General features: G+C 70.3%; 20 protein-coding genes. 13 read left to right on the forward strand and 7 right to left on the reverse strand.

Translation table 11 applies throughout. The annotated features are described in order from the left end of the window. The first annotated feature begins 119 nt into the window (after nucleotides 1-119). Together OG828_RS26805 and OG828_RS26810 are read left to right on the forward strand one after the other, a co-directional pair. On the forward strand, nucleotides 120-800 hold the full coding sequence (locus tag OG828_RS26805) for a response regulator transcription factor (RefSeq protein ID WP_328502540.1): 681 nt from the start codon (nucleotides 120-122) through the stop codon (nucleotides 798-800). Next, the gene (locus tag OG828_RS26810) at nucleotides 787-2277 is read left to right on the forward strand and encodes a sensor histidine kinase (protein WP_328502541.1); all 1491 of its coding nucleotides are present in this window, start codon (nucleotides 787-789) and stop codon (nucleotides 2275-2277) included. Before OG828_RS26805 ends, OG828_RS26810 begins: the two co-directional genes overlap by 14 nt. Here the strand turns inward: OG828_RS26810 and OG828_RS26815 are convergent. The 6 genes from OG828_RS26815 to OG828_RS26840 form a co-directional block, all read right to left on the reverse strand. Continuing rightward, entirely contained in the window at nucleotides 2274-3713 is a 1440-nt protein-coding gene (locus OG828_RS26815; RefSeq protein ID WP_328502542.1) for a sensor histidine kinase, read from the reverse strand. The two genes, OG828_RS26810 and OG828_RS26815, sit on opposite strands and share 4 nt — an antisense overlap. Beyond that, complete coding sequence (locus tag OG828_RS26820) at nucleotides 3710-4447, reverse strand: response regulator transcription factor (RefSeq protein WP_328362034.1); 738 nt, start codon at nucleotides 4445-4447, stop codon at nucleotides 3710-3712. The genes OG828_RS26815 and OG828_RS26820 overlap by 4 nt, the downstream gene beginning before the upstream one ends. Before the next feature lie 64 nt (nucleotides 4448-4511). Further along, nucleotides 4512-4694: a hypothetical protein gene (locus OG828_RS26825; protein ID WP_328362037.1), complete on the reverse strand. Its 183-nt coding sequence runs from the start codon at nucleotides 4692-4694 to the stop codon at nucleotides 4512-4514. A 9-nt stretch (nucleotides 4695-4703) separates the two neighbouring features. Next, on the reverse strand, nucleotides 4704-5834 hold the full coding sequence (locus OG828_RS26830) for a S1C family serine protease (RefSeq protein WP_328362039.1): 1131 nt from the start codon (nucleotides 5832-5834) through the stop codon (nucleotides 4704-4706). A 136-nt stretch (nucleotides 5835-5970) separates the two neighbouring features. Next, nucleotides 5971-6996 carry a LacI family DNA-binding transcriptional regulator gene (locus tag OG828_RS26835; RefSeq protein ID WP_210577731.1) on the reverse strand — a complete coding sequence of 342 codons (1026 nt, stop codon included), beginning with the start codon at nucleotides 6994-6996 and terminating at the stop codon, nucleotides 5971-5973. Nucleotides 6997-7091: 95 nt separating this feature from the next. Further along, on the reverse strand, nucleotides 7092-7880 hold the full coding sequence (locus OG828_RS26840) for a winged helix-turn-helix transcriptional regulator (protein WP_328362045.1): 789 nt from the start codon (nucleotides 7878-7880) through the stop codon (nucleotides 7092-7094). Between the two features lie 184 nt (nucleotides 7881-8064). On the opposite strand from OG828_RS26840, the gene OG828_RS26845 reads away from it, so the two are divergent. The 8 genes from OG828_RS26845 (at nucleotide 8065) to OG828_RS26875 (ending at nucleotide 13195) form a co-directional block, all read left to right on the forward strand. Further along, complete coding sequence (locus tag OG828_RS26845) at nucleotides 8065-8949, forward strand: alpha/beta hydrolase family protein (protein WP_328502543.1); 885 nt, start codon at nucleotides 8065-8067, stop codon at nucleotides 8947-8949. Nucleotides 8950-8986: 37 nt separating this feature from the next. Then, nucleotides 8987-9241, forward strand: a complete 255-nt coding sequence (locus tag OG828_RS26850) for a MoaD/ThiS family protein (protein ID WP_210577734.1) — start codon at nucleotides 8987-8989, stop codon at nucleotides 9239-9241. A 1-nt stretch (nucleotide 9242) separates the two neighbouring features. Then, nucleotides 9243-10352 carry a hypothetical protein gene (locus tag OG828_RS26855; protein ID WP_328502544.1) on the forward strand — a complete coding sequence of 370 codons (1110 nt, stop codon included), beginning with the start codon at nucleotides 9243-9245 and terminating at the stop codon, nucleotides 10350-10352. 193 nt (nucleotides 10353-10545) lie between these two features. Then, nucleotides 10546-11286, forward strand: a complete 741-nt coding sequence (locus OG828_RS26860; protein ID WP_210577736.1) for an LmeA family phospholipid-binding protein — start codon at nucleotides 10546-10548, stop codon at nucleotides 11284-11286. A gap of 198 nt (nucleotides 11287-11484) precedes the next feature. Further along, nucleotides 11485-11565: a putative leader peptide gene (locus OG828_RS49610; protein ID WP_355172694.1), complete on the forward strand. Its 81-nt coding sequence runs from the start codon at nucleotides 11485-11487 to the stop codon at nucleotides 11563-11565. Between the two features lie 124 nt (nucleotides 11566-11689). Then, on the forward strand, nucleotides 11690-12529 hold the full coding sequence (locus OG828_RS26865) for a sulfurtransferase (protein WP_328362058.1): 840 nt from the start codon (nucleotides 11690-11692) through the stop codon (nucleotides 12527-12529). Between the two features lie 31 nt (nucleotides 12530-12560). Continuing rightward, entirely contained in the window at nucleotides 12561-12851 is a 291-nt protein-coding gene (locus OG828_RS26870) for a DUF1416 domain-containing protein (protein WP_210577738.1), read from the forward strand. 83 nt (nucleotides 12852-12934) lie between these two features. Beyond that, nucleotides 12935-13195, forward strand: a complete 261-nt coding sequence (locus OG828_RS26875; protein ID WP_301982087.1) for a DUF3099 domain-containing protein — start codon at nucleotides 12935-12937, stop codon at nucleotides 13193-13195. Between the two features lie 286 nt (nucleotides 13196-13481). Here the strand turns inward: OG828_RS26875 and OG828_RS26880 are convergent, their stop codons facing one another. After that, nucleotides 13482-13844 (reverse strand): DsrE family protein, encoded by a 363-nt coding sequence (locus OG828_RS26880; protein WP_328362065.1) that lies wholly within the window; start codon nucleotides 13842-13844, stop codon nucleotides 13482-13484. A gap of 70 nt (nucleotides 13845-13914) precedes the next feature. On the opposite strand from OG828_RS26880, the gene OG828_RS26885 reads away from it, so the two are divergent. Genes OG828_RS26885 through OG828_RS26895 form a run of 3 tightly spaced genes read left to right on the forward strand, consistent with a single transcriptional unit; the run spans nucleotide 13915 to nucleotide 16450 of the window. Then, on the forward strand, nucleotides 13915-14643 hold the full coding sequence (locus OG828_RS26885; RefSeq protein WP_328502545.1) for a hypothetical protein: 729 nt from the start codon (nucleotides 13915-13917) through the stop codon (nucleotides 14641-14643). After that, nucleotides 14640-15566: a hypothetical protein gene (locus OG828_RS26890; protein ID WP_328502546.1), complete on the forward strand. Its 927-nt coding sequence runs from the start codon at nucleotides 14640-14642 to the stop codon at nucleotides 15564-15566. The genes OG828_RS26885 and OG828_RS26890 overlap by 4 nt, the downstream gene beginning before the upstream one ends. Beyond that, nucleotides 15563-16450 carry a hypothetical protein gene (locus tag OG828_RS26895; RefSeq protein WP_328502547.1) on the forward strand — a complete coding sequence of 296 codons (888 nt, stop codon included), beginning with the start codon at nucleotides 15563-15565 and terminating at the stop codon, nucleotides 16448-16450. The genes OG828_RS26890 and OG828_RS26895 overlap by 4 nt, the downstream gene beginning before the upstream one ends. The last annotated feature ends 109 nt before the right edge of the window (nucleotides 16451-16559 follow it).

The following is a 16559-nucleotide window of genomic DNA, read 5'->3' on the forward strand; positions in this document are numbered from 1 at the left end:
GGCCTTTCAGCAGCGGCGGGAAAACTCCGCCAGCGTGCCGGGACCTCGTTGACCGGATGCTGATCCAACCTGACCGGACGATCAGGAAGGCGGGCCGGCGCTGTGGAAGGCTGCACGGCATGCGCATCCTGGTGGTCGAAGACGAGGTGGACCTTGCCCACACCCTGCACACCGGTCTGACCGCCGAGGGCTACAGCGTCGACCTCGCCCATGACGGCCGGCAGGGACTGTGGATGGCCCGGACCGGCGAATACGCCCTGGTCGTCCTGGACTTGATGCTGCCCGGACTCAACGGCTACAAGGTCTGCGCCCAACTGCGCCGGGAGGGCAACGCGACCCCCGTCCTCGTACTCACCGCCAAGGACGGGGACTGGGATCAGGCGGAGGCCCTGGACACGGGGGCCGATGACTACCTGGCCAAACCCTTCTCCTACGTGGTGCTCGTCGCACGGCTGCGGGCCCTGGTCAGACGAGCCGCCGCGGTCGCCCCGCCCGTCCTTGCCGTGGGCGACCTGTCGTTGGATGTCGCCGGCCGGGTCTGCCGCCGGGCCGGGACCCGGGTGGACCTCACCCCCCGGGAGTTCGCCGTGCTGGAGCTGCTGGCCCGCCGGGCGGGCCAGGCGGTCTCCAAATCGGATCTGCTCTATCACGCGTGGCCCGACGAAGCCTGGGATCCCAACCTGGTGGAGGCGCGCGTCAGCGCGCTGCGCAAGAAGGTGGACGCCGCGTTCGACCGGCAGTCCCTGCAGACCGTACGGGGTACCGGCTACCGACTGGTGGACGACCGTGAACGCGACTGAGCCGCGACGCCGCTGGTGGCCGCGTTCGGTACGAGCCCGTACGGCTCTGGCCGCCGCGCTGGCCGCCGCCGTTGTCCTGGTCGGCATCGGCTGGTGGGTGCACCAGGAGGTCTACCGCGAGAGCATGGCCATCGCCGAAGAACGTGCCGAGCGGAATCTCGCCGCTCTCGTCGACCAGCTGAGGGACGGTTCGGTTCCCGGTCCCAGAAGCGCCGCGCCGTACGAGGTCGTCGCGACCGGCCGACGCACCGCTGTCGCCACCGGCGGAGCCATGCAGGACTTCGATCCCCGCGCCCGCCATGTGCTGCCCGCCCCACCCGCGCTCTCCGCCCCGACACCGGATGACGGTGACGGCGGGGGCTATACGATGCGGCCCCTCCGCATACCGGAGCGCCGCGACTACGACCCCTTGTACGGATACGACTTGGCCGGCAAGACCTACTTGGTCTTGTACAACGACATCTGGGCCGGTGAACTGGGCAAGGACAAGGCCGCCGCCCTGGGCGTCACCGCCGACGCCACGCTGCGGGCCTATGTGGTGGTGCTCCCGGACACAGCCGAGGAGATCGCCGGCACCACCGACGACCTGCTGCTGCGGGCCGGTCTCGTCGGCCTCGTACTGATCGCCGCCATCGCGTACTTCACCGTCCGCATCGCGCTGCGGCCGGTCGAAGCCATCCGCGTCCTCACTGCCTCGGTCACCGCGAGCGACCCCCGCGAACGCGTCACCGTCCCCGCCACGGGACACGAGATCACCGCCCTGGCCACCACCATCAACACCACCCTCCAACGCCTCGACGACGCCGCCGCCCAGCAACGCCGCTTCGTCGCGGACGCCGCCCACGAACTACGCAGCCCCCTCACCACACTGCTGGCCAGCCTGGAAGTCGCGCTCGCCTACCCGGACCGCACCGACTGGCCCGCCGCGGCCACCACCGCCGCACGACAGACCCGCCGCCTCCAGGCCCTCGCCGAAGACCTGCTGCTCCTCGCCCGCCTCGACACCCGCACCCCCACAGCCGACCCCGAAACCGTCGACCTGACAGCCCTCGCCTCCCGGCTGACCGAGCAATACCCCCTCGGCGAAAGGCCGTTGACCCTCACCTGCGACGGCACCGCCCCCGCACACGCACACGGAAACCCCGACGAATACGAACGGCTGCTGCGCAACCTCATCGACAACGCCGCCCGGCACGCAGCACACCGCATCCAGATCACCGTCCGGAACCAGGACGACTGGGTCGTCCTCACGGTGCACGACGACGGACCGGGCGTGCCCCCCGGGGACGCCGAGCGCATCTTCGAACGCTTCGTCCGGCTCGACGACGCCCGCGCCCGCGACCACGGCGGCACCGGCCTGGGCCTCGCCATCGCCCGCGACCTGGCCCACCGCCACCGAGGCACCCTCACTCTCACCCCCCGGACCCTCGGAGCATGCTTCGAGCTACGCCTTCCGCGAGCCTCCAGAACCGGCTAAGGCACTTCCGGCGGAGGCGTCGGTGCCCCCGGCAGTCGTACGGTCGCGATGGTGCCGCCGCCCTCGGCGTGGCCCAGCGTCACCTCGCCGCCTGCCTGCTGCACCGTCCGTGCCACGATGGACAGGCCCAGCCCCGAGCCCGGCAGCGCCCGTGCGCTCGGGGAGCGCCAGAAGCGGTCGAAGACGTGGGGGAGTTCCTCGGCGGGGATGCCGGGGCCGTGGTCGCGGACCGTGAGGACGCCGGACGCGAGCTGGACCTCGACCGTGCCGCCCTCGGGGCTGAACTTCACCGCGTTGTCGAGGATGTTGACGACGGCGCGTTCCAGGGCGGCCGGTTCCGCCCGTACGTACCAGGGCTGAAGGTCCGCCGTGATCGTCAGCTCCGGGCCACGGAGCCGTGCGCGGCGCAGGGCCGACTCCACCGTGTCCTCCAGCGAGATCACCTGTACGCGCTCGCCCCGTTGCCCCTCCGAGCGGGACAGTTCCTGCAAGTCGCCTATCAGGGCAGCCAGTTCGGTCATCTGTGCCTTCACCGAGGACATCAGCGCCTTGCGGTCCGCCTCCGGGATCGGGCGGCCCGTTTCCTCGCTGCGGGTGAGGAGTTCGATGTTCGTACGGAGGGAGGTGAGGGGGGTCCGGAGCTCGTGGCCGGCGTCCGCGATGAGCTGCTGTTGGAGATCGCGGGAGCTGGCCAGGGAGGACGTCATCGAATTGAAGGAGCGGGAGAGGCGGGCGACTTCGTCTTCGGCGTCGTCCTCCACGGGGATGCGGACGGTCAGGTCTTCGGTACGGGCTACGTGTTCGACGGCTTCGGTTAGCTTGTCGACGGGGCGCAGGCCTGCGCGGGCAACGGCTAGGCCGGCGGCTCCGGCGCCGACCACTCCTACGCCGGAGACGAGAAGAAGGATCAGGGCGAGCTCGTTGAGTGTCTTCTGGGTGCTGTTGAGGGATACGCCAACGACGAGCCCGACGTTGGGTCCGGGCTCCCCGGTGGAGGTTGTGATGGCGCCCAGCGGGCGGACCAGCACACGCACATCGGTGCCGTCCCCGGCGGTACCGTTGCGGAAGTAGATCTTGTCGGTGTCCCCGTCCTTGATCTTGTCCTTGTCGGCCCCAGCGACCTTCACCGTTGCCGCGGAGTCCTGGAGGATGCAGACGGTCCCGTCTTCCTGGACCAGTTGGGAGTAGGTGTTCCGGAAGACCCCAGTGCCATACGGGGTCTCGGTGCAGCTGGTGAGGGCGTCCTGGAGCTGCCCGGGCATCCTCATCGACGCCTTCCTGAGATCGTCGTCGACCTGCTCGTACAACTTCCCCTGCACGATGAACCAGCAAGTAACGGAAACCGCCGCCACCCCAAAAGCCACCGCCGCCGCCACCAGCATCGCCAGTCGCGCTCGGATCGGCAGCGACCGGAACCGCCGTACCACCTTGCTCACTCGGCGCCACCCTGGCGCAGCACATACCCCACCCCACGCACCGTGTGCACGAGCCGGGGCTCGCCGCCCGCCTCGGTCTTCCGACGCAGGTACATCACGTACACGTCGAGGGAGTTGGACGACGGCTCGAAGTCGAAGCCCCAGACCGACTTCAGGATCTGCTCGCGGGTCAGCACCTGGCGTGGATGTGCCATGAACATCTCCAGGAGCGTGAATTCGGTGCGGGTCAGCTCCACCGGCCGCCCACCCCGCGTCACCTCACGCGTGGCCAGGTCCATCCGCAGGTCGGCGAAGGTCAACGCCTCGTCGTCCTGGGCGGCACCCGCCCCGGCCGCGGCCGCGTACGAGCTGCGGCGCAGCAGCGCGCGGACGCGGGCGAAGAGTTCGTCGAGTTCGAAGGGCTTGACGAGGTAGTCGTCGGCGCCGGCGTCGAGGCCGGTCACGCGGTCGCCGACCGTGTCGCGGGCCGTGAGCATGAGGATCGGGGTCGTGTCGCCGGCACCGCGGATGCGACGTGCCGCCGTCAAGCCGTCCATCCTCGGCATCTGGATGTCCAGGACCACCAGGTCCGGCTTGTACAGCGTCGCCTTCTCCAACGCGTCCGCGCCGTCGACCGCGACCTCCGTGCCGTACCCCTCGAAGGCGAGGCTGCGCTGGAGTGCTTCGCGTACCGCCGGCTCGTCGTCGACGATCAGGATGCGCTGGGGGTCACGGTCGCCATCGGCGGGGCTCATGGGCTCGGGTTCCTCAGAGGATGTGGTGGGACGTGGGGCTCACGGATCTCAGCGTCGCACGCTTTCAGCCCCGTACGGTACGGCGGCGGGTGCGGGACGCGGACGCCGTACGGCGGGTCCGGGCGCCGCTCGCCGCCACCTCCGGCGCCCGCGGCACCGGCGCGTGCAGCGCGTACGCCACCTCGACGGCCAGGGCGAAACCGGCCGGGTCGGCACCGGTCAGCGTGTGGGAAACCTGCTTGATCATGCCGTACTCCTAGTCGGTGGAGCCCGCGCGCAGCGTGGCCAGGTCGGACTTGACGGTGTTGATCGGGATGGCGAAGCCGAGGCCGACGCTGCCGGCGCTGGAGGACGTCGCGTCCGCGGCGGAGTACATCGCCGAGTTGATGCCGATGATGTTGCCGTTCATGTCGATCAGGGCGCCGCCGGAGTTCCCGGGGTTCAGGGACGCGTCCGTCTGGAGCGCCTTGTATGTCGTCGTGGACGAGCCGGTGTCGCCGTTGAACTGCTGGCCGCCGAACTCGAACGGCCACTGCCCGCTGCCGCCGCCCTGCTGCCCCTGGCTCTCGTCCGTCGAGACCGTCACGTCCCGGTCGAGCGCGGAGACGATGCCGCTGGTGACCGTGCCGGTCAGGCCCTCGGGGGAGCCGATCGCCACGACCGTGTCGCCGACCTGCACCCCGTCCGAGTTGCCGAGGGTCGCCGCCTTGAGACCGGACGCGTCCTCCAGCTTGATCAGCGCCAGGTCCTTCTTGCTGTCGGTGCCGACGACCTTCGCGGTGTAGGTCTTGCCGTCGCTGGTGCTCACCTTGATCGAGGAGGCGCCGGAGACGACGTGGTTGTTGGTGATGATCTCGCCGTCGCTGGTGATGATCACGCCGGAGCCGGTGGACTCACCGGCGTTGGAGGTGGCGTTGATCTCGACGATGCTCGGGCTGACCGCCGAGGCGACCCCGGCGACCGTGCCCTTCTGGCTGGACGGTACGACGTTGGTCGTGGCGCTGGAGGAGGTCACCGTGTCGGTGCCGGTCAGCTCCTGAATGCCGTATGCCGTACCGCCGCCGATGGCCGCGGCGACGATCGCCACGGCGGCGAGGAGGGCGAAGGGGCCGCGGGTGCGCCGCTTCCTCGGAGCAGAAGGAGCGGGCACGGCCGTGAAGACCGCCGTGCCCCCGCCGTCACCACCCTGACCCGCACCGTCCGCCGCGAACCCGGCCGGAGCCGAGGCATGCGCGGCCTGCGCCGGCGTGACCGGCGGCTGGTACGCCGGCGGAGGCGGCCACTCGGGGTCGACGGGGGAGGAGGCGTGCTGCTGGGCGTACGTCGACTGCTGGTCGCCCTCGCTGGGGTTCTCGTACTCGCCGCTGCGGCGGATGCTCTCGGTCATGTCTCAGAGCTTGTCGCCGCTCGATGAGAGCCCGCTGAGTGCTTGCTGAGAACGGTGCGAGAACCTCGTTCGCCCGATGTAAAGGCCGCTCTCGCAGCTTGGCGAGGTCTCTCAGACAACCCTCATCAAGGGCCCGTCATGCCTCACAGCCACAGGACCGCCGTACCACCAACCGCGAAGGGAACACCTTCAGCCGCTCGCGGCGCGAACCCGCCACCCGCAGGCCGTCGTCCAGGAGCAGGTCCACCGCAGCCCGTGCCATGGCCGGGCGGTCCGAGGAGATGGTGGTCATGGGCGGGTCGGCGAAGGCCGCTTCCTTGATGTCGTCGAAGCCGATGACGCCCAGCTCGCCCGGCACGTCGATGCGCAGCTCGCGGGCCGCGCGCAGCAGGCCGAGCGCCTGGTCGTCGGTGGAGCAGAAGATCGCGGGCGGGCGCTTGGGCCCGGAGAGGATGTCGAGGGAGATGTGGTAGGCGTCGTAGCGGTTGTACGGCGCTTCGAACAGCCGTCCCTCGGTGGAGATCCCGGCGTCGTCCATCGCGCGCCGCCAGCCCTCGACGTGGTCGGAGACGGGGTCGCCGACCGCGGGGGTCTCGGCGGTGCCGCCCATACAGGCGACGTACTCGTAGCCGTGCTCCAGGAGGTGGCGTACGGCGAGCTGGGCGCCGCCCAGGTCGTCCGTGGCGACGGCGACGTCGTCGATGGCCTCCGGGCGCTCGTGCAGCAGCACGACCCGGGCGTCCCAGGCGTCGATCTCGGCGGCCGCGTTGTCGTTCAGCGCGTGGCTGACCAGGATCAGGCCGGAGACGCGCATGCCGAGGAAGGCCCGCAGATAGTGGACCTCGCGCTCGGCGATGTAGTCGGAGTTCCCGACGAGCACCATTTTTCCGCGCTCGGACGCGGCCTGTTCGACCGCGTGCGCCATCTCCCCGAAGAAGGGCTGGCGCGCGTCCGGCACGATCAGGCCTATGAGGTCCGTGCGCCGCGACGCCATGGCCTGGGCGACCCGGTCGGGCCGGTAGCCCAGCTCCTTGATCGCGGCGAGGACACGCTCGCGCGTGGCCGGGGCAACCGGCCGGGGTCCGTTGTTGATGACATAGCTGACGACCGCGGTGGAGGTACCCGCCAGTCGTGCCACATCATCCCGAGTCACCTTGGCCACGCGCGGAGTCTACGCGGATGGACCCGCTCTGGGCAGGGCGTAAAGACGCCTGTCCGGGCAGTCCCTGTGGGCGGGCGAGCCCGCCCACAGGTCCGCTATGCCTCGGCCGTGACCTCGGTGGCGTCCAGGGAGGCCGTCTCGTCCGCATCCTCCGGCTTTGACTGGTCCGCCTTGGCCCTCGCCTCGTCGGAGGAGCGCTCCGAGCGGTCCGCCTTCTCCGGCGTAACGAATCGATAACCGACGTTCCGGACGGTCCCGATCAGCGACTCGTGCTCGGGTCCGAGCTTGGCACGCAGGCGTCGTACGTGGACGTCGACCGTCCGGGTGCCACCGAAGTAGTCGTAGCCCCAGACCTCCTGGAGCAGCTGGGCGCGCGTGAAGACACGGCCCGGGTGCTGCGCGAGGTACTTGAGGAGCTCGAACTCCTTGAAGGTGAGGTCGAGCACCCGGCCCTTGAGCTTGGCGGAGTACGTCGCCTCGTCCACCGACAGATCGCCGTTGCGGATCTCCATCGGGGAGTCGTCGTTGACGATCTGCTGACGGCCCATGGCGAGCCGCAGCCGCGCCTCGACCTCCGCCGGACCGGCGGTGTCGAGGAGCACGTCGTCGATGCCCCAGTCGGCGGTGACGGCGGCGAGGCCGCCCTCGGTGACGACGAGGATGAGGGGGCAGCCGGGGCCGGTGGAGCGCAGCAGCTGGCAGAGGCTGCGCACCTGCGGAAGGTCCCGGCGGCCGTCGATCAGGATGACGTCGGCACCTGGGGTGTCGACGAGGGCGGGGCCTTCGGCCGGGGCGACCCGCACGTTGTGCAGGAGCAGCCCGAGAGCGGGGAGCACCTCGGTCGACGGCTGAAGGGCATTGGTCAGGAGCAGCAGAGAACTCATACGTCTGGTTCCTCCTCGGTCCCTGCGAGGACGTTGTGCGGTACGTCACCTGCTCTGCGATCCCGAAAGGCCCCGTACACCTGCGGTCACCTGGAGTTTCCCGCTTCGTATACAACGCTTCCGAAAGCACAAAAGGACCCGGGGGCTACGCTGCCCGAGTCCTGTGTCCAGCAGAATAGCCCACATGAGGGCTGGCATGGCAGGTCATGTGGCACGTTCCACCGTTCGTCCGGCATCCGAGACGGACACGGCGGGGTCTTTGCGTACGTTTCTGCGCACGTTCGACGGGGTGACGATCGACGCCGTATACGAGCCGGGCGGGCTCGTATACGACGCCGGGGCGCCACCTTCCGGTGATGTGGTGTTCGTCGTCGCGCACGGTTTCACCGGCGATGTGGACAAGCCGCATGTGCGACGCGTGGCACATGCGTTCGCACAGCACGGCGCGGTCGTCACCTTCTCCTTCCGAGGCCACGGGCGGTCCGGCGGCGTCTCCACCGTCGGCGACCGCGAGGTGCACGACCTCGCCGCGGCGGTCGCCTGGGCCCGCGAGCTCGGGCACACGCGCGTGGTCACGGTCGGCTTCTCGATGGGCGGCTCGGTGGTGCTGCGGCACGCGGCGCTGTACGGCACGTCGGCGGCAGCGGCCGGACTGGAGCACGAGGGGCGCACGGAAGCGGGAACGGACGCGGTGGTTTCGGTGAGCGCTCCCGCCCGCTGGTACTACCGGGGCACGCCCCGGATGCGGCGCGTGCACTGGCTGGTGACCCGCCGCGAGGGCCGGCTGGCCGCCCGCTACGGACTCCGGACGCGGATCTACCACGGCGGCTGGGACCCGGTCCCCCTCTCCCCGGTCGAGGCGGTCCCGCACATCGCGCCCACGCCGCTCCTCATCGTCCACGGCGACATCGACGGCTACTTTCCCGTCGACCACCCCCACATGCTGGCCGCGGCCGCCGGTGACCACGGCGAACTCTGGCTGGAGCCCGGCATGGGCCACGCCGAGCACGCGGCGGCGGACGAACTGCTGACCCGGATCGGGGACTGGGCGGCGGCGAAGGCGGGCTAGCCTGACGTTGTTGACGACCGACTGATTGAGGAACCGCATGCCCAAGGTCACGGTGCGCTACTGGGCCGCCGCGAAGGCCGCGGCCGGGGTCGCCGAGGAGCCGTACGACGCGGACACCCTCGCGGACGCGCTCGCCGCTGTGCGTGCGCGACACCCCGGCGAACTGGCGCGCGTCCTGCGGCGATGCTCCTTCCTCATCGACGGTGACCCCGTAGGCACCCGCGGGCATGAGACGGTACGGCTGGTCGACGGCGGGACGGTCGAGGTGCTTCCGCCGTTCGCAGGAGGGTGAGATGACCAACCAGCCGCACGAGGGTGCCTACGAAGGTTCCTACGAGGGGCAGTACCCGCAGGGGTACGACCCGTACTGGCAGCAGGCGTACGAGGATCCGCACGCCGGCCAGCAGTACACGCAGCAGTGGCAAGGGCAGACCTGGGACACGCAGGTGCCGGGCGCGTACGTGCCGCCGCAGGGGCAGGAGCAGTACGCCCCTGCTTACACGGCACCCGGCGCTGCGGGCCCTGCCCAGCCCGGCACTGCTGCCCAAAGCGGTGGCGCGAGTGCGCCCGGCGGGCTCGAGGTCGGTGCCGCCGAGACCTCCGCCGACGAAGAGCCCTCCTACGGTCCCGCCACCCTCGTCGGGAACCCCCGTATCACCGATGCTCAGCGGGCCCGCCTGGAGGGGCGTTCGCCGATCATCGAGCCGGGGATGCAGCCGGCGGCGCTGACGGCGTTGCTGGGGCTGCTGCTGTCCGGGACGGCGGCCATCGGGTCGTACGCGGTGCTCGTACCGCTTGTCGTGCTGCAAGCGGTGACGGCGGCGGGCTGGTTCCGGCTGAACGGGATGTGGCCCGCCCGGCAGGGCATCGCGCTGGCGTTCGCGGGGGCGCTGACCGCGGATGTCGCGCTGGTGGCGGCCGACCGCGCGCCCGCGGCGATCCTCGGCACGCTCGGTGTGTGGGTGCTGCTGGCCCTGGTTCTGCAACTGCGGTCGCACGCCGAGCCGGACGAGCGGATGTACGGCCTGATGGCTACCGTCGCCGCGGCGGCGCTGTCGATCATCGCGGCCGGTTACTTCGCGGCCGACACGGATGCGGTCACGGTCGGCGCCGCGGCGGTGGCCGTGGCGATCCTGGCCCGGGTTCTTCCCCTGCCCACCCCGGCGTCCGTCATCGTCTCCCTCCTCGCCGCGGCCGGCGCGGGCATCGCGGTGGGCGGCATGACGGGCCTGGGCTCGAACGGCGCGTTCCTCGGCGCGGCCGCGGGCGGCTGCGCCCTGATCGGCCACCGGGTCGCGAGCTACGACTACCCGTCCCGCTTCGTCCACTTCACGGCCGGGGTCGCGTTGCCGCTGGCGGCGGCGGCACCGGCGGTGTACCTGCTGGGGCGGGCGCTGGGCTGAGCGGCGTCGCTCCTGTCCGACCTGAGCGACTGCCCGGCCTGAGTGACCGTCACACCTGACCGACTGTCACAGCTGATCGACAATTCCCCGCTCACCCCTTGCCCGGGGGTTACTCTCGCGCAGGACGGCCACCCGGTCGTCAGTGACCGTGACCGTCGTCCTTGATGACCGCCGAGGTGGGGGAACCCCGAACATGCGCGCACTGCGAATACTGCTGATCGTCGTCGTGATCCTCGGCGGCCTCTTCGTAGCCGCCGACCGCCTCGCCGTGAACTTCGCCGAGGACGAGGCCGCAGGCAAGCTCCAGACCACGGAGAACCTCGCCGCCAAGCCCGACGTCTCCATCAAGGGCTTCCCCTTCCTCACCCAGGTCCTCGGCGGCGAACTGGACGATGTCGAGATCGGCATCAAGAACTACGAGGCCCCGGCGGGCGACAGCGCCGAGAAGATCACCATCGGCGATCTCCAGGCGAACATGAAGGGCGTCGAGTTCTCCGGCGACTACAGCTCCGCCACCGCGGCCACCGCCACCGGCACCGCGACCATCTCCTACGCCGAGCTGCTGAAGACCGCCCAGTCGGAGCCCACCGAGATCGCCCCCGGCGTCACCGCGAACATCGTCGGCCTCTCCGACGGCGGCAACGGCAAGATCAAGGTCTCGGTCGAGGCGACCGTGCTCGGCACGAAGCTGCCCGAGCCGGTCTCCGTCCTCAGCACCGTCACGGTCGAGGGCGACAACACCGTGAAGGTGCGCGCCGAGAAGCTCCCGTCGTTCGGCGGCGTCCGGACCGCGGAGAACGAGGTCAGGGAGATCACCGACTTCGAGCAGCAGATCGACGACCTGCCCGGCGGCATCCAGCTGGACCGGGTCCAGGCCGCGCAGGACGGTGTGGAGATCGGGGTGAAGGGTTCGAACGTCCGGCTCGCCGGGTAGGACGTCAGCGGCCATCACCAGGCCGTCCGAAGAGCGAGACGCGGACGTCCGTACCGCAGATGTGACGAGGGATACGCGCACCCGGAATCCCTTCCGGATCCGTCCCTTCACTCACCGCATCCCACATCCCGGACGATCGCGTCTCAAAATACGACACACCGGTGACATGCCCACCCGTCCGTCCCTAAGCTCAAGCCCATGAAGCGTCAGGCGGACCTCACGAAGCGGCGGGCAGTAGACCTGTGCCGCGTCGCCGCCATGCTCTGTCGCGCTTTCTGAGCGGAAGCGCAGACTTCCGCATTCCCCGCGCCCTGCCCAGGGCATTCGTGCGCCGTCCGGCTCCTGGACCGCGCGCCCCTCTCACTCGCACGCCCCGCCGCAACTGCCCCGGAGGAGAAAGAGCATGAGCCGCAGCGACGTCCTGGTCGACGCAGACTGGGTCGAGGCCAACCTCGACAGCCCGAACATCGCGATCGTCGAGGTCGACGAGGACACGTCCGCGTACGAGAAGAACCACATCCGAGGCGCCATCCGGATCGACTGGACGAAGGACCTCCAGGACCCGGTACGCCGTGACTTCATCGACCAGGAGGGCTTCGAGAAGCTCCTGTCGGCGAAGGGCATCGCCAACGACACGCTGGTGATCCTCTACGGCGGCAACAACAACTGGTTCGCCTCGTACGCCTACTGGTACTTCAAGCTCTACGGCCACGAGAACGTCAAGCTGCTCGACGGCGGCCGCAAGAAGTGGGAGCTGGACGCCCGCGAGCTGGTCGAGGAGGTGCCGGTGCGTCCGGCGACCGACTACAAGGCCAAGCCGCAGGACAAGTCCATCCGCGCCTTCCGTGACGACGTGGTCGCCGCCATCGGTTCGCAGAACCTGGTCGACGTCCGCTCGCCCGACGAGTTCAGCGGGAAGCTGCTCGCCCCCGCGCACCTGCCGCAGGAGCAGTCGCAGCGTCCGGGCCACGTCCCGTCCGCCCGCAACATCCCGTGGTCGAAGAACGCCAACGACGACGGCACCTTCAAGTCGGACGAGGAGCTCAAGGAGCTCTACGCCGAGGAGAACGTCGACCTGGCCAAGGACACCATCGCCTACTGCCGTATCGGTGAGCGCTCCGCGCTGACCTGGTTCGTCCTGCACGAGCTGCTCGATGTGCAGAACGTCAAGAACTACGACGGCTCCTGGACCGAGTACGGCTCCCTCGTCGGCGTGCCGATCGAGCTCGGCGCCAACAAGTAAGCCCCGACCTTCGAGATCTCAGGAGAACAGCATGTGTGGAGCGAAGGCCGGCGGCCCCGACGCCTCGACGATCAAGCCCGGTGAGACCACCATCCAGGGTCAGGTGACCCGCGACGGCGAGCCGGTGACGGGCTACGTCCGTCTGCTGGACTCGACCGGCGAGTTCACTGCGGAGGTCCCCACCTCCGCGACGGGCCAGTTCCGCTTCTACGCGGCTGAGGGCACCTGGACCGTCCGCGCCCTGGTCCCGGGCGGCGCCACCGCCGACCGCACCGTCGTCGCCCAGCAGGGCGGTCTGGCGGAGGTAGCGATCGCGGTCTGAACCACGACCGACGGAAGGGCCGTACCCACGGGTTGGACACCGGGGGTACGGCCCTTCCGCGTGCCCGGGCCTACCCTGGTCGTATGTACGCGCGGCGACGACACCTCTACTTCGCCATGATGGGGACCTGCATCGCCCTCTTCGTCCTGGCGTGGGGAGTCGTACGCCTCTGGTCGATCCCCGTGGCCGTGGGCATGTGCGTGGTGGCGATGGTCATCCCGCCCCTCGCCGCGATGGTCGCCAACCGCCGTGGCCCCGAGGACCGTTGGTGGGACGATCCGTCCGGCGATCCGAAGTCCGACGAGTGGTGGGACGAGTTGGACGGGAAACGGCGACGGCAGTAGGAACGGGGTCGGTTGCTGCGCGGCGCGGTGGCGCACGTCGATGATTCTCGCCCCCGCCGCGGAAAATCAGCCCCTCCGGCGTTTGAGGAGCGGGGGTCCGGGGGCTGGCCCCCGAACGGGGTGCAGGGGCGGAGCCCCGCGGGGGTCCAGGGGGCGGAGCCCTTGGCGGGGTGCAGGGGCGGAGCCCCGCGGGGGTTCAGGGGGCGGAGCCCCCTGGCGGGGTTGAAGGGGCGGAGCCCCTGGGGGATGGGACGGGTAGGGGCGGCGGGGGCGAAATCGATGCAGGTCAGTACACCAGCGCCTGTGTTTCCTCCCCCAGCGCCTCCTGTACGAACACCTGCGCCCCCGCGATCCGTACGCCCTCGATGACGTCCTTCTCCGTGATGTCCCGGCGGGCGGCGCACTGGGTGCACAGGGTGACGCGGCCGCCCGTGAGGAGGGAGTCGAGGAGGTCGGGGAGTGGGGCGGCGTGGGGGAGTTCGAAGTCGGCGGCGCGGCCGGGGAGGGCGAACCACGCGGACTCCCCGGTCAGCCAGAGGGAGACATCGACACCGCTGGCGACAGCCACCGCCGCCACCGTGAACGCCTGCGAGCACCGCTCGGGGGAATCCGCCCCGGCCGTCACCTTGATCACGAGCTTCTTCGCCATGCCCGAATCGTAATCAACGCCCTTACAACTCCGTCGGCTGACCAACAGTCCCTGTGAGCGCGCATAAGGAATGCGCACTTACGTTCTGTGGGGGGACGTCTTGGAATTACGCCGTACGGCCCTGCTGATCGCAGGCGCCGCCGCCCTCGGCCTGGTCGCCGGTACCTGCACCGGCTACCTCGTGCAGGCGGACCGCGAGCCGACGAAACTGCCCTCGCTCTCCCAGCCGACGCTGCCGCAGGCGAGGGGTGAGGAACCGGAGCCGCTGTCCGCCGCCCAGGACCGCCGAGTGAAGACCGACGGCGACCTGCGCAAGCTGCTGCTGAAGAAGCCGGCCGGCGCGCAGGACGCCGACTGGCTGCCCGGCGACGGCTGGATGGACCTGGCCGCCTACGCCGACACCTACGAGAAGCCGGACCGGAAGTTCGGCGACCTCATCGGCGAGGAGTTCCGCCGGGCGGCCGTCACCGGCTGGGAGTCCGGTACGACCACGGTGGAGATCCGGCTGATCCAGTTCCGCCAGGAGGAGGCCCTCGCGGCCGCCGGCTCGGTGGACAACAGCCAGCACTGGGCGGACGCCGAGGGCGCCAACGAGAGCTGGACCCTCCCCGGCACCGGGAACGGCATGGCGTACGTCTACACCGAGCCCGAGCGCGAGGCCGGTTACCTGCCGGTGTACAGCGCGGAGGCCCACGCCTGGCGCGGCGACATCGCCATGGAGATGTGGGTCTACGGCGCCGAGCCGATCAGCAAGAAGACGATCATGGACCTCGCAAAGCGGCAGATGGAGCGGCTGTGACCGAGCACCAGAACGAGCCGGTTCAGAACGAGCCGGTTCAGAACGAGCCGGTTCAGAACGAGCCGGTTCCGAGCGCGCCGGCCGTCGAGTCCGGCCTTCCCGTCCAGTCCGGCCCTCCCGTCGAGCCCGGCCCTCCCGACGAGGTCTCCGCACCGTCGCCCGCCAAGAAGCCCTTCCTCCGGGGCCGTATCGCCGCGGTGACCGGCTCCCTCGTCGTCGCCGGTGCCCTCGTCACCGGCGTCGGCTACACCGCGGTGACCGTGAACGACGCCGACCGTGCCGCAGGCGCCCCCGTCTGGACGTTCCCGAAGACCACGACGGCCGGGGACGATAAGGCGGCCACCGTCAAGGGGCTCGCCGGTCTGCTCGTGCCGTACGGCACCACCGGCAGCTGGACCCGCGGTCCCGACCTCGGCGAGTACGGTTCCGACGCCGAGCTCGGCGGCGCCCAGGCGACCGCCCTGCGCAAGGAGGCGCTCGCCGACCTGCCCCGCACCCAGCGCAGGCAGCTGGAGAAGGAGATCGACCGGCAGCGCGTCAAGGGCATGGCGATGCGCAGCTACCTCAGCCAGGAGCCCTACTCCCACAGCGAGAACCTCGACGTCTACACAGTGAGCATCGTGCTGGCGCAGATGGAGAGCCGGGCGGCCGTGCGGGACCTGGCCACGTACCAGAACGAGTTCCTCGACGCCCTGGACATCTTCCGCAAGGGCCCCGAGGTCAAGGGCCACAAGAACGCCCACTGCTTCCTGCCGCCCGAGGACGACGACTCGGACCTCGAGGCCATGTACTGCTCCGCCTACCAGGGCGACGTCCTGGTCACCGCCACCGCCGACGGCGTCAAGGCACTCGACACCAAGGGAGTCGCGATGCTCCTCGCCGAGCAGCTCGACCGCATCGCCGAACCGGGGGAGGCGGTATGACCGAGCAGCCCAGGACCACGGAACCGACGGAATCCGTCATGGAGAAGCCGCAGCCCCTCCTGCCCCCGCCGCCCCCCGCGGCCCCGCCCCTCACCCCGCTCCAGCCCTACGGCCCACCCCCGGTACCCCCCGCTCCCAAGGACCGCCGGGTCCTGCGTGCCGTACTGCGCTGGACCGCCGCCGTGGTGGTCTTCGCGGCGGTCGGGGCGTCGGTGGCGTACGGGATCACGCGGATGGAGCGGACGGACGTACCGGGACTGGCGACGGAGTCGGACGGCCGGTGGGACTACCCGCGGCTGGAGAGACCGCCGCTGCCCTCCGGCAGCCCCGAGCCCTTCGCCCAGGCCAACAAGGCCGGCGCGCACCACGCCGATCTGCGGACCCTCGTGCTGCCCGCCCCCAGGGGCGCCGAGGAGGACAAGGCGCTGCGCGGCGAGGACGGCTGGCTGGCGACGAAGGACTTCCTGGCGGCGTACGAGAAGGAGGAGCGTGCGGAGTTCGCGCAGGAGCTGACCGACAACGGCGTGAGGCACATCGCGGCCCGCGGCTGGACCACCGGCGACGGCACACACACGCGGATCTACCTCCTCCGCTTCGACACCGCGGCCGTGGCGGACGTGCTGTTCGCGACCAGCGGCCACGACCGTCTGTTGCGCGGCGCCGGGGCGTCGGTCGTCGACGAGGACTTCCCGCGGGTGGAGCCGGTCGACGAGATCCAGCGTTCGGTGTACACGGAGACGAAGCCGTACGGCGCCGAGCACGTCCGGCATGCGTACCTGGCCGCGGGTGACGTCCTCGCCGTGATCGTCCAGTCCCGGAAGGGCGGGGCCGAGGCGGTTCCGTTCCAGCAGACGGTGATGCTGCAGAGCCAGCTGCTCGCCTGATCCCCGCGAGGGGCGTACCTCACGGAGAGAGCCGGGCCCCGGCCGCGTAAGCTGGGGCCCGGTCTTGTGCAACGCGTACTCTCGCTCACTGAGGAGCATTCCGTGGTGA

The organism is Streptomyces sp. NBC_00457 (assembly GCF_036014015.1).
Classification (GTDB): Bacteria; Actinomycetota; Actinomycetes; order Streptomycetales; family Streptomycetaceae; genus Streptomyces.

What these genes read in the sequence shown, in the direction of transcription:
- OG828_RS26805 (WP_328502540.1), top strand. Translation starts at nt 120, where the DNA reads ATGCGCATCCTGGTGGTCGAAGACGAGGTGGACCTTGCCCACACCCTG.
- OG828_RS26880 (WP_328362065.1), bottom strand. Translation starts at nt 13,844, where the DNA reads ATGGCGAAGAAGCTCGTGATCAAGGTGACGGCCGGGGCGGATTCCCCC.
- OG828_RS26875 (WP_301982087.1), top strand. Translation starts at nt 12,935, where the DNA reads ATGTACGCGCGGCGACGACACCTCTACTTCGCCATGATGGGGACCTGC.
- OG828_RS26820 (WP_328362034.1), bottom strand. Translation starts at nt 4,447, where the DNA reads ATGAGCCCCGCCGATGGCGACCGTGACCCCCAGCGCATCCTGATCGTC.
- OG828_RS26855 (WP_328502544.1), top strand. Translation starts at nt 9,243, where the DNA reads ATGACCAACCAGCCGCACGAGGGTGCCTACGAAGGTTCCTACGAGGGG.
- OG828_RS26825 (WP_328362037.1), bottom strand. Translation starts at nt 4,694, where the DNA reads ATGATCAAGCAGGTTTCCCACACGCTGACCGGTGCCGACCCGGCCGGT.
- OG828_RS26845 (WP_328502543.1), top strand. Translation starts at nt 8,065, where the DNA reads ATGAGGGCTGGCATGGCAGGTCATGTGGCACGTTCCACCGTTCGTCCG.
- OG828_RS26840 (WP_328362045.1), bottom strand. Translation starts at nt 7,880, where the DNA reads ATGAGTTCTCTGCTGCTCCTGACCAATGCCCTTCAGCCGTCGACCGAG.
- OG828_RS26860 (WP_210577736.1), top strand. Translation starts at nt 10,546, where the DNA reads ATGCGCGCACTGCGAATACTGCTGATCGTCGTCGTGATCCTCGGCGGC.
- OG828_RS26870 (WP_210577738.1), top strand. Translation starts at nt 12,561, where the DNA reads ATGTGTGGAGCGAAGGCCGGCGGCCCCGACGCCTCGACGATCAAGCCC.
- OG828_RS49610 (WP_355172694.1), top strand. Translation starts at nt 11,485, where the DNA reads ATGAAGCGTCAGGCGGACCTCACGAAGCGGCGGGCAGTAGACCTGTGC.
- OG828_RS26895 (WP_328502547.1), top strand. Translation starts at nt 15,563, where the DNA reads ATGACCGAGCAGCCCAGGACCACGGAACCGACGGAATCCGTCATGGAG.
- OG828_RS26850 (WP_210577734.1), top strand. Translation starts at nt 8,987, where the DNA reads ATGCCCAAGGTCACGGTGCGCTACTGGGCCGCCGCGAAGGCCGCGGCC.
- OG828_RS26830 (WP_328362039.1), bottom strand. Translation starts at nt 5,834, where the DNA reads ATGACCGAGAGCATCCGCCGCAGCGGCGAGTACGAGAACCCCAGCGAG.
- OG828_RS26865 (WP_328362058.1), top strand. Translation starts at nt 11,690, where the DNA reads ATGAGCCGCAGCGACGTCCTGGTCGACGCAGACTGGGTCGAGGCCAAC.
- OG828_RS26885 (WP_328502545.1), top strand. Translation starts at nt 13,915, where the DNA reads ATGCGCACTTACGTTCTGTGGGGGGACGTCTTGGAATTACGCCGTACG.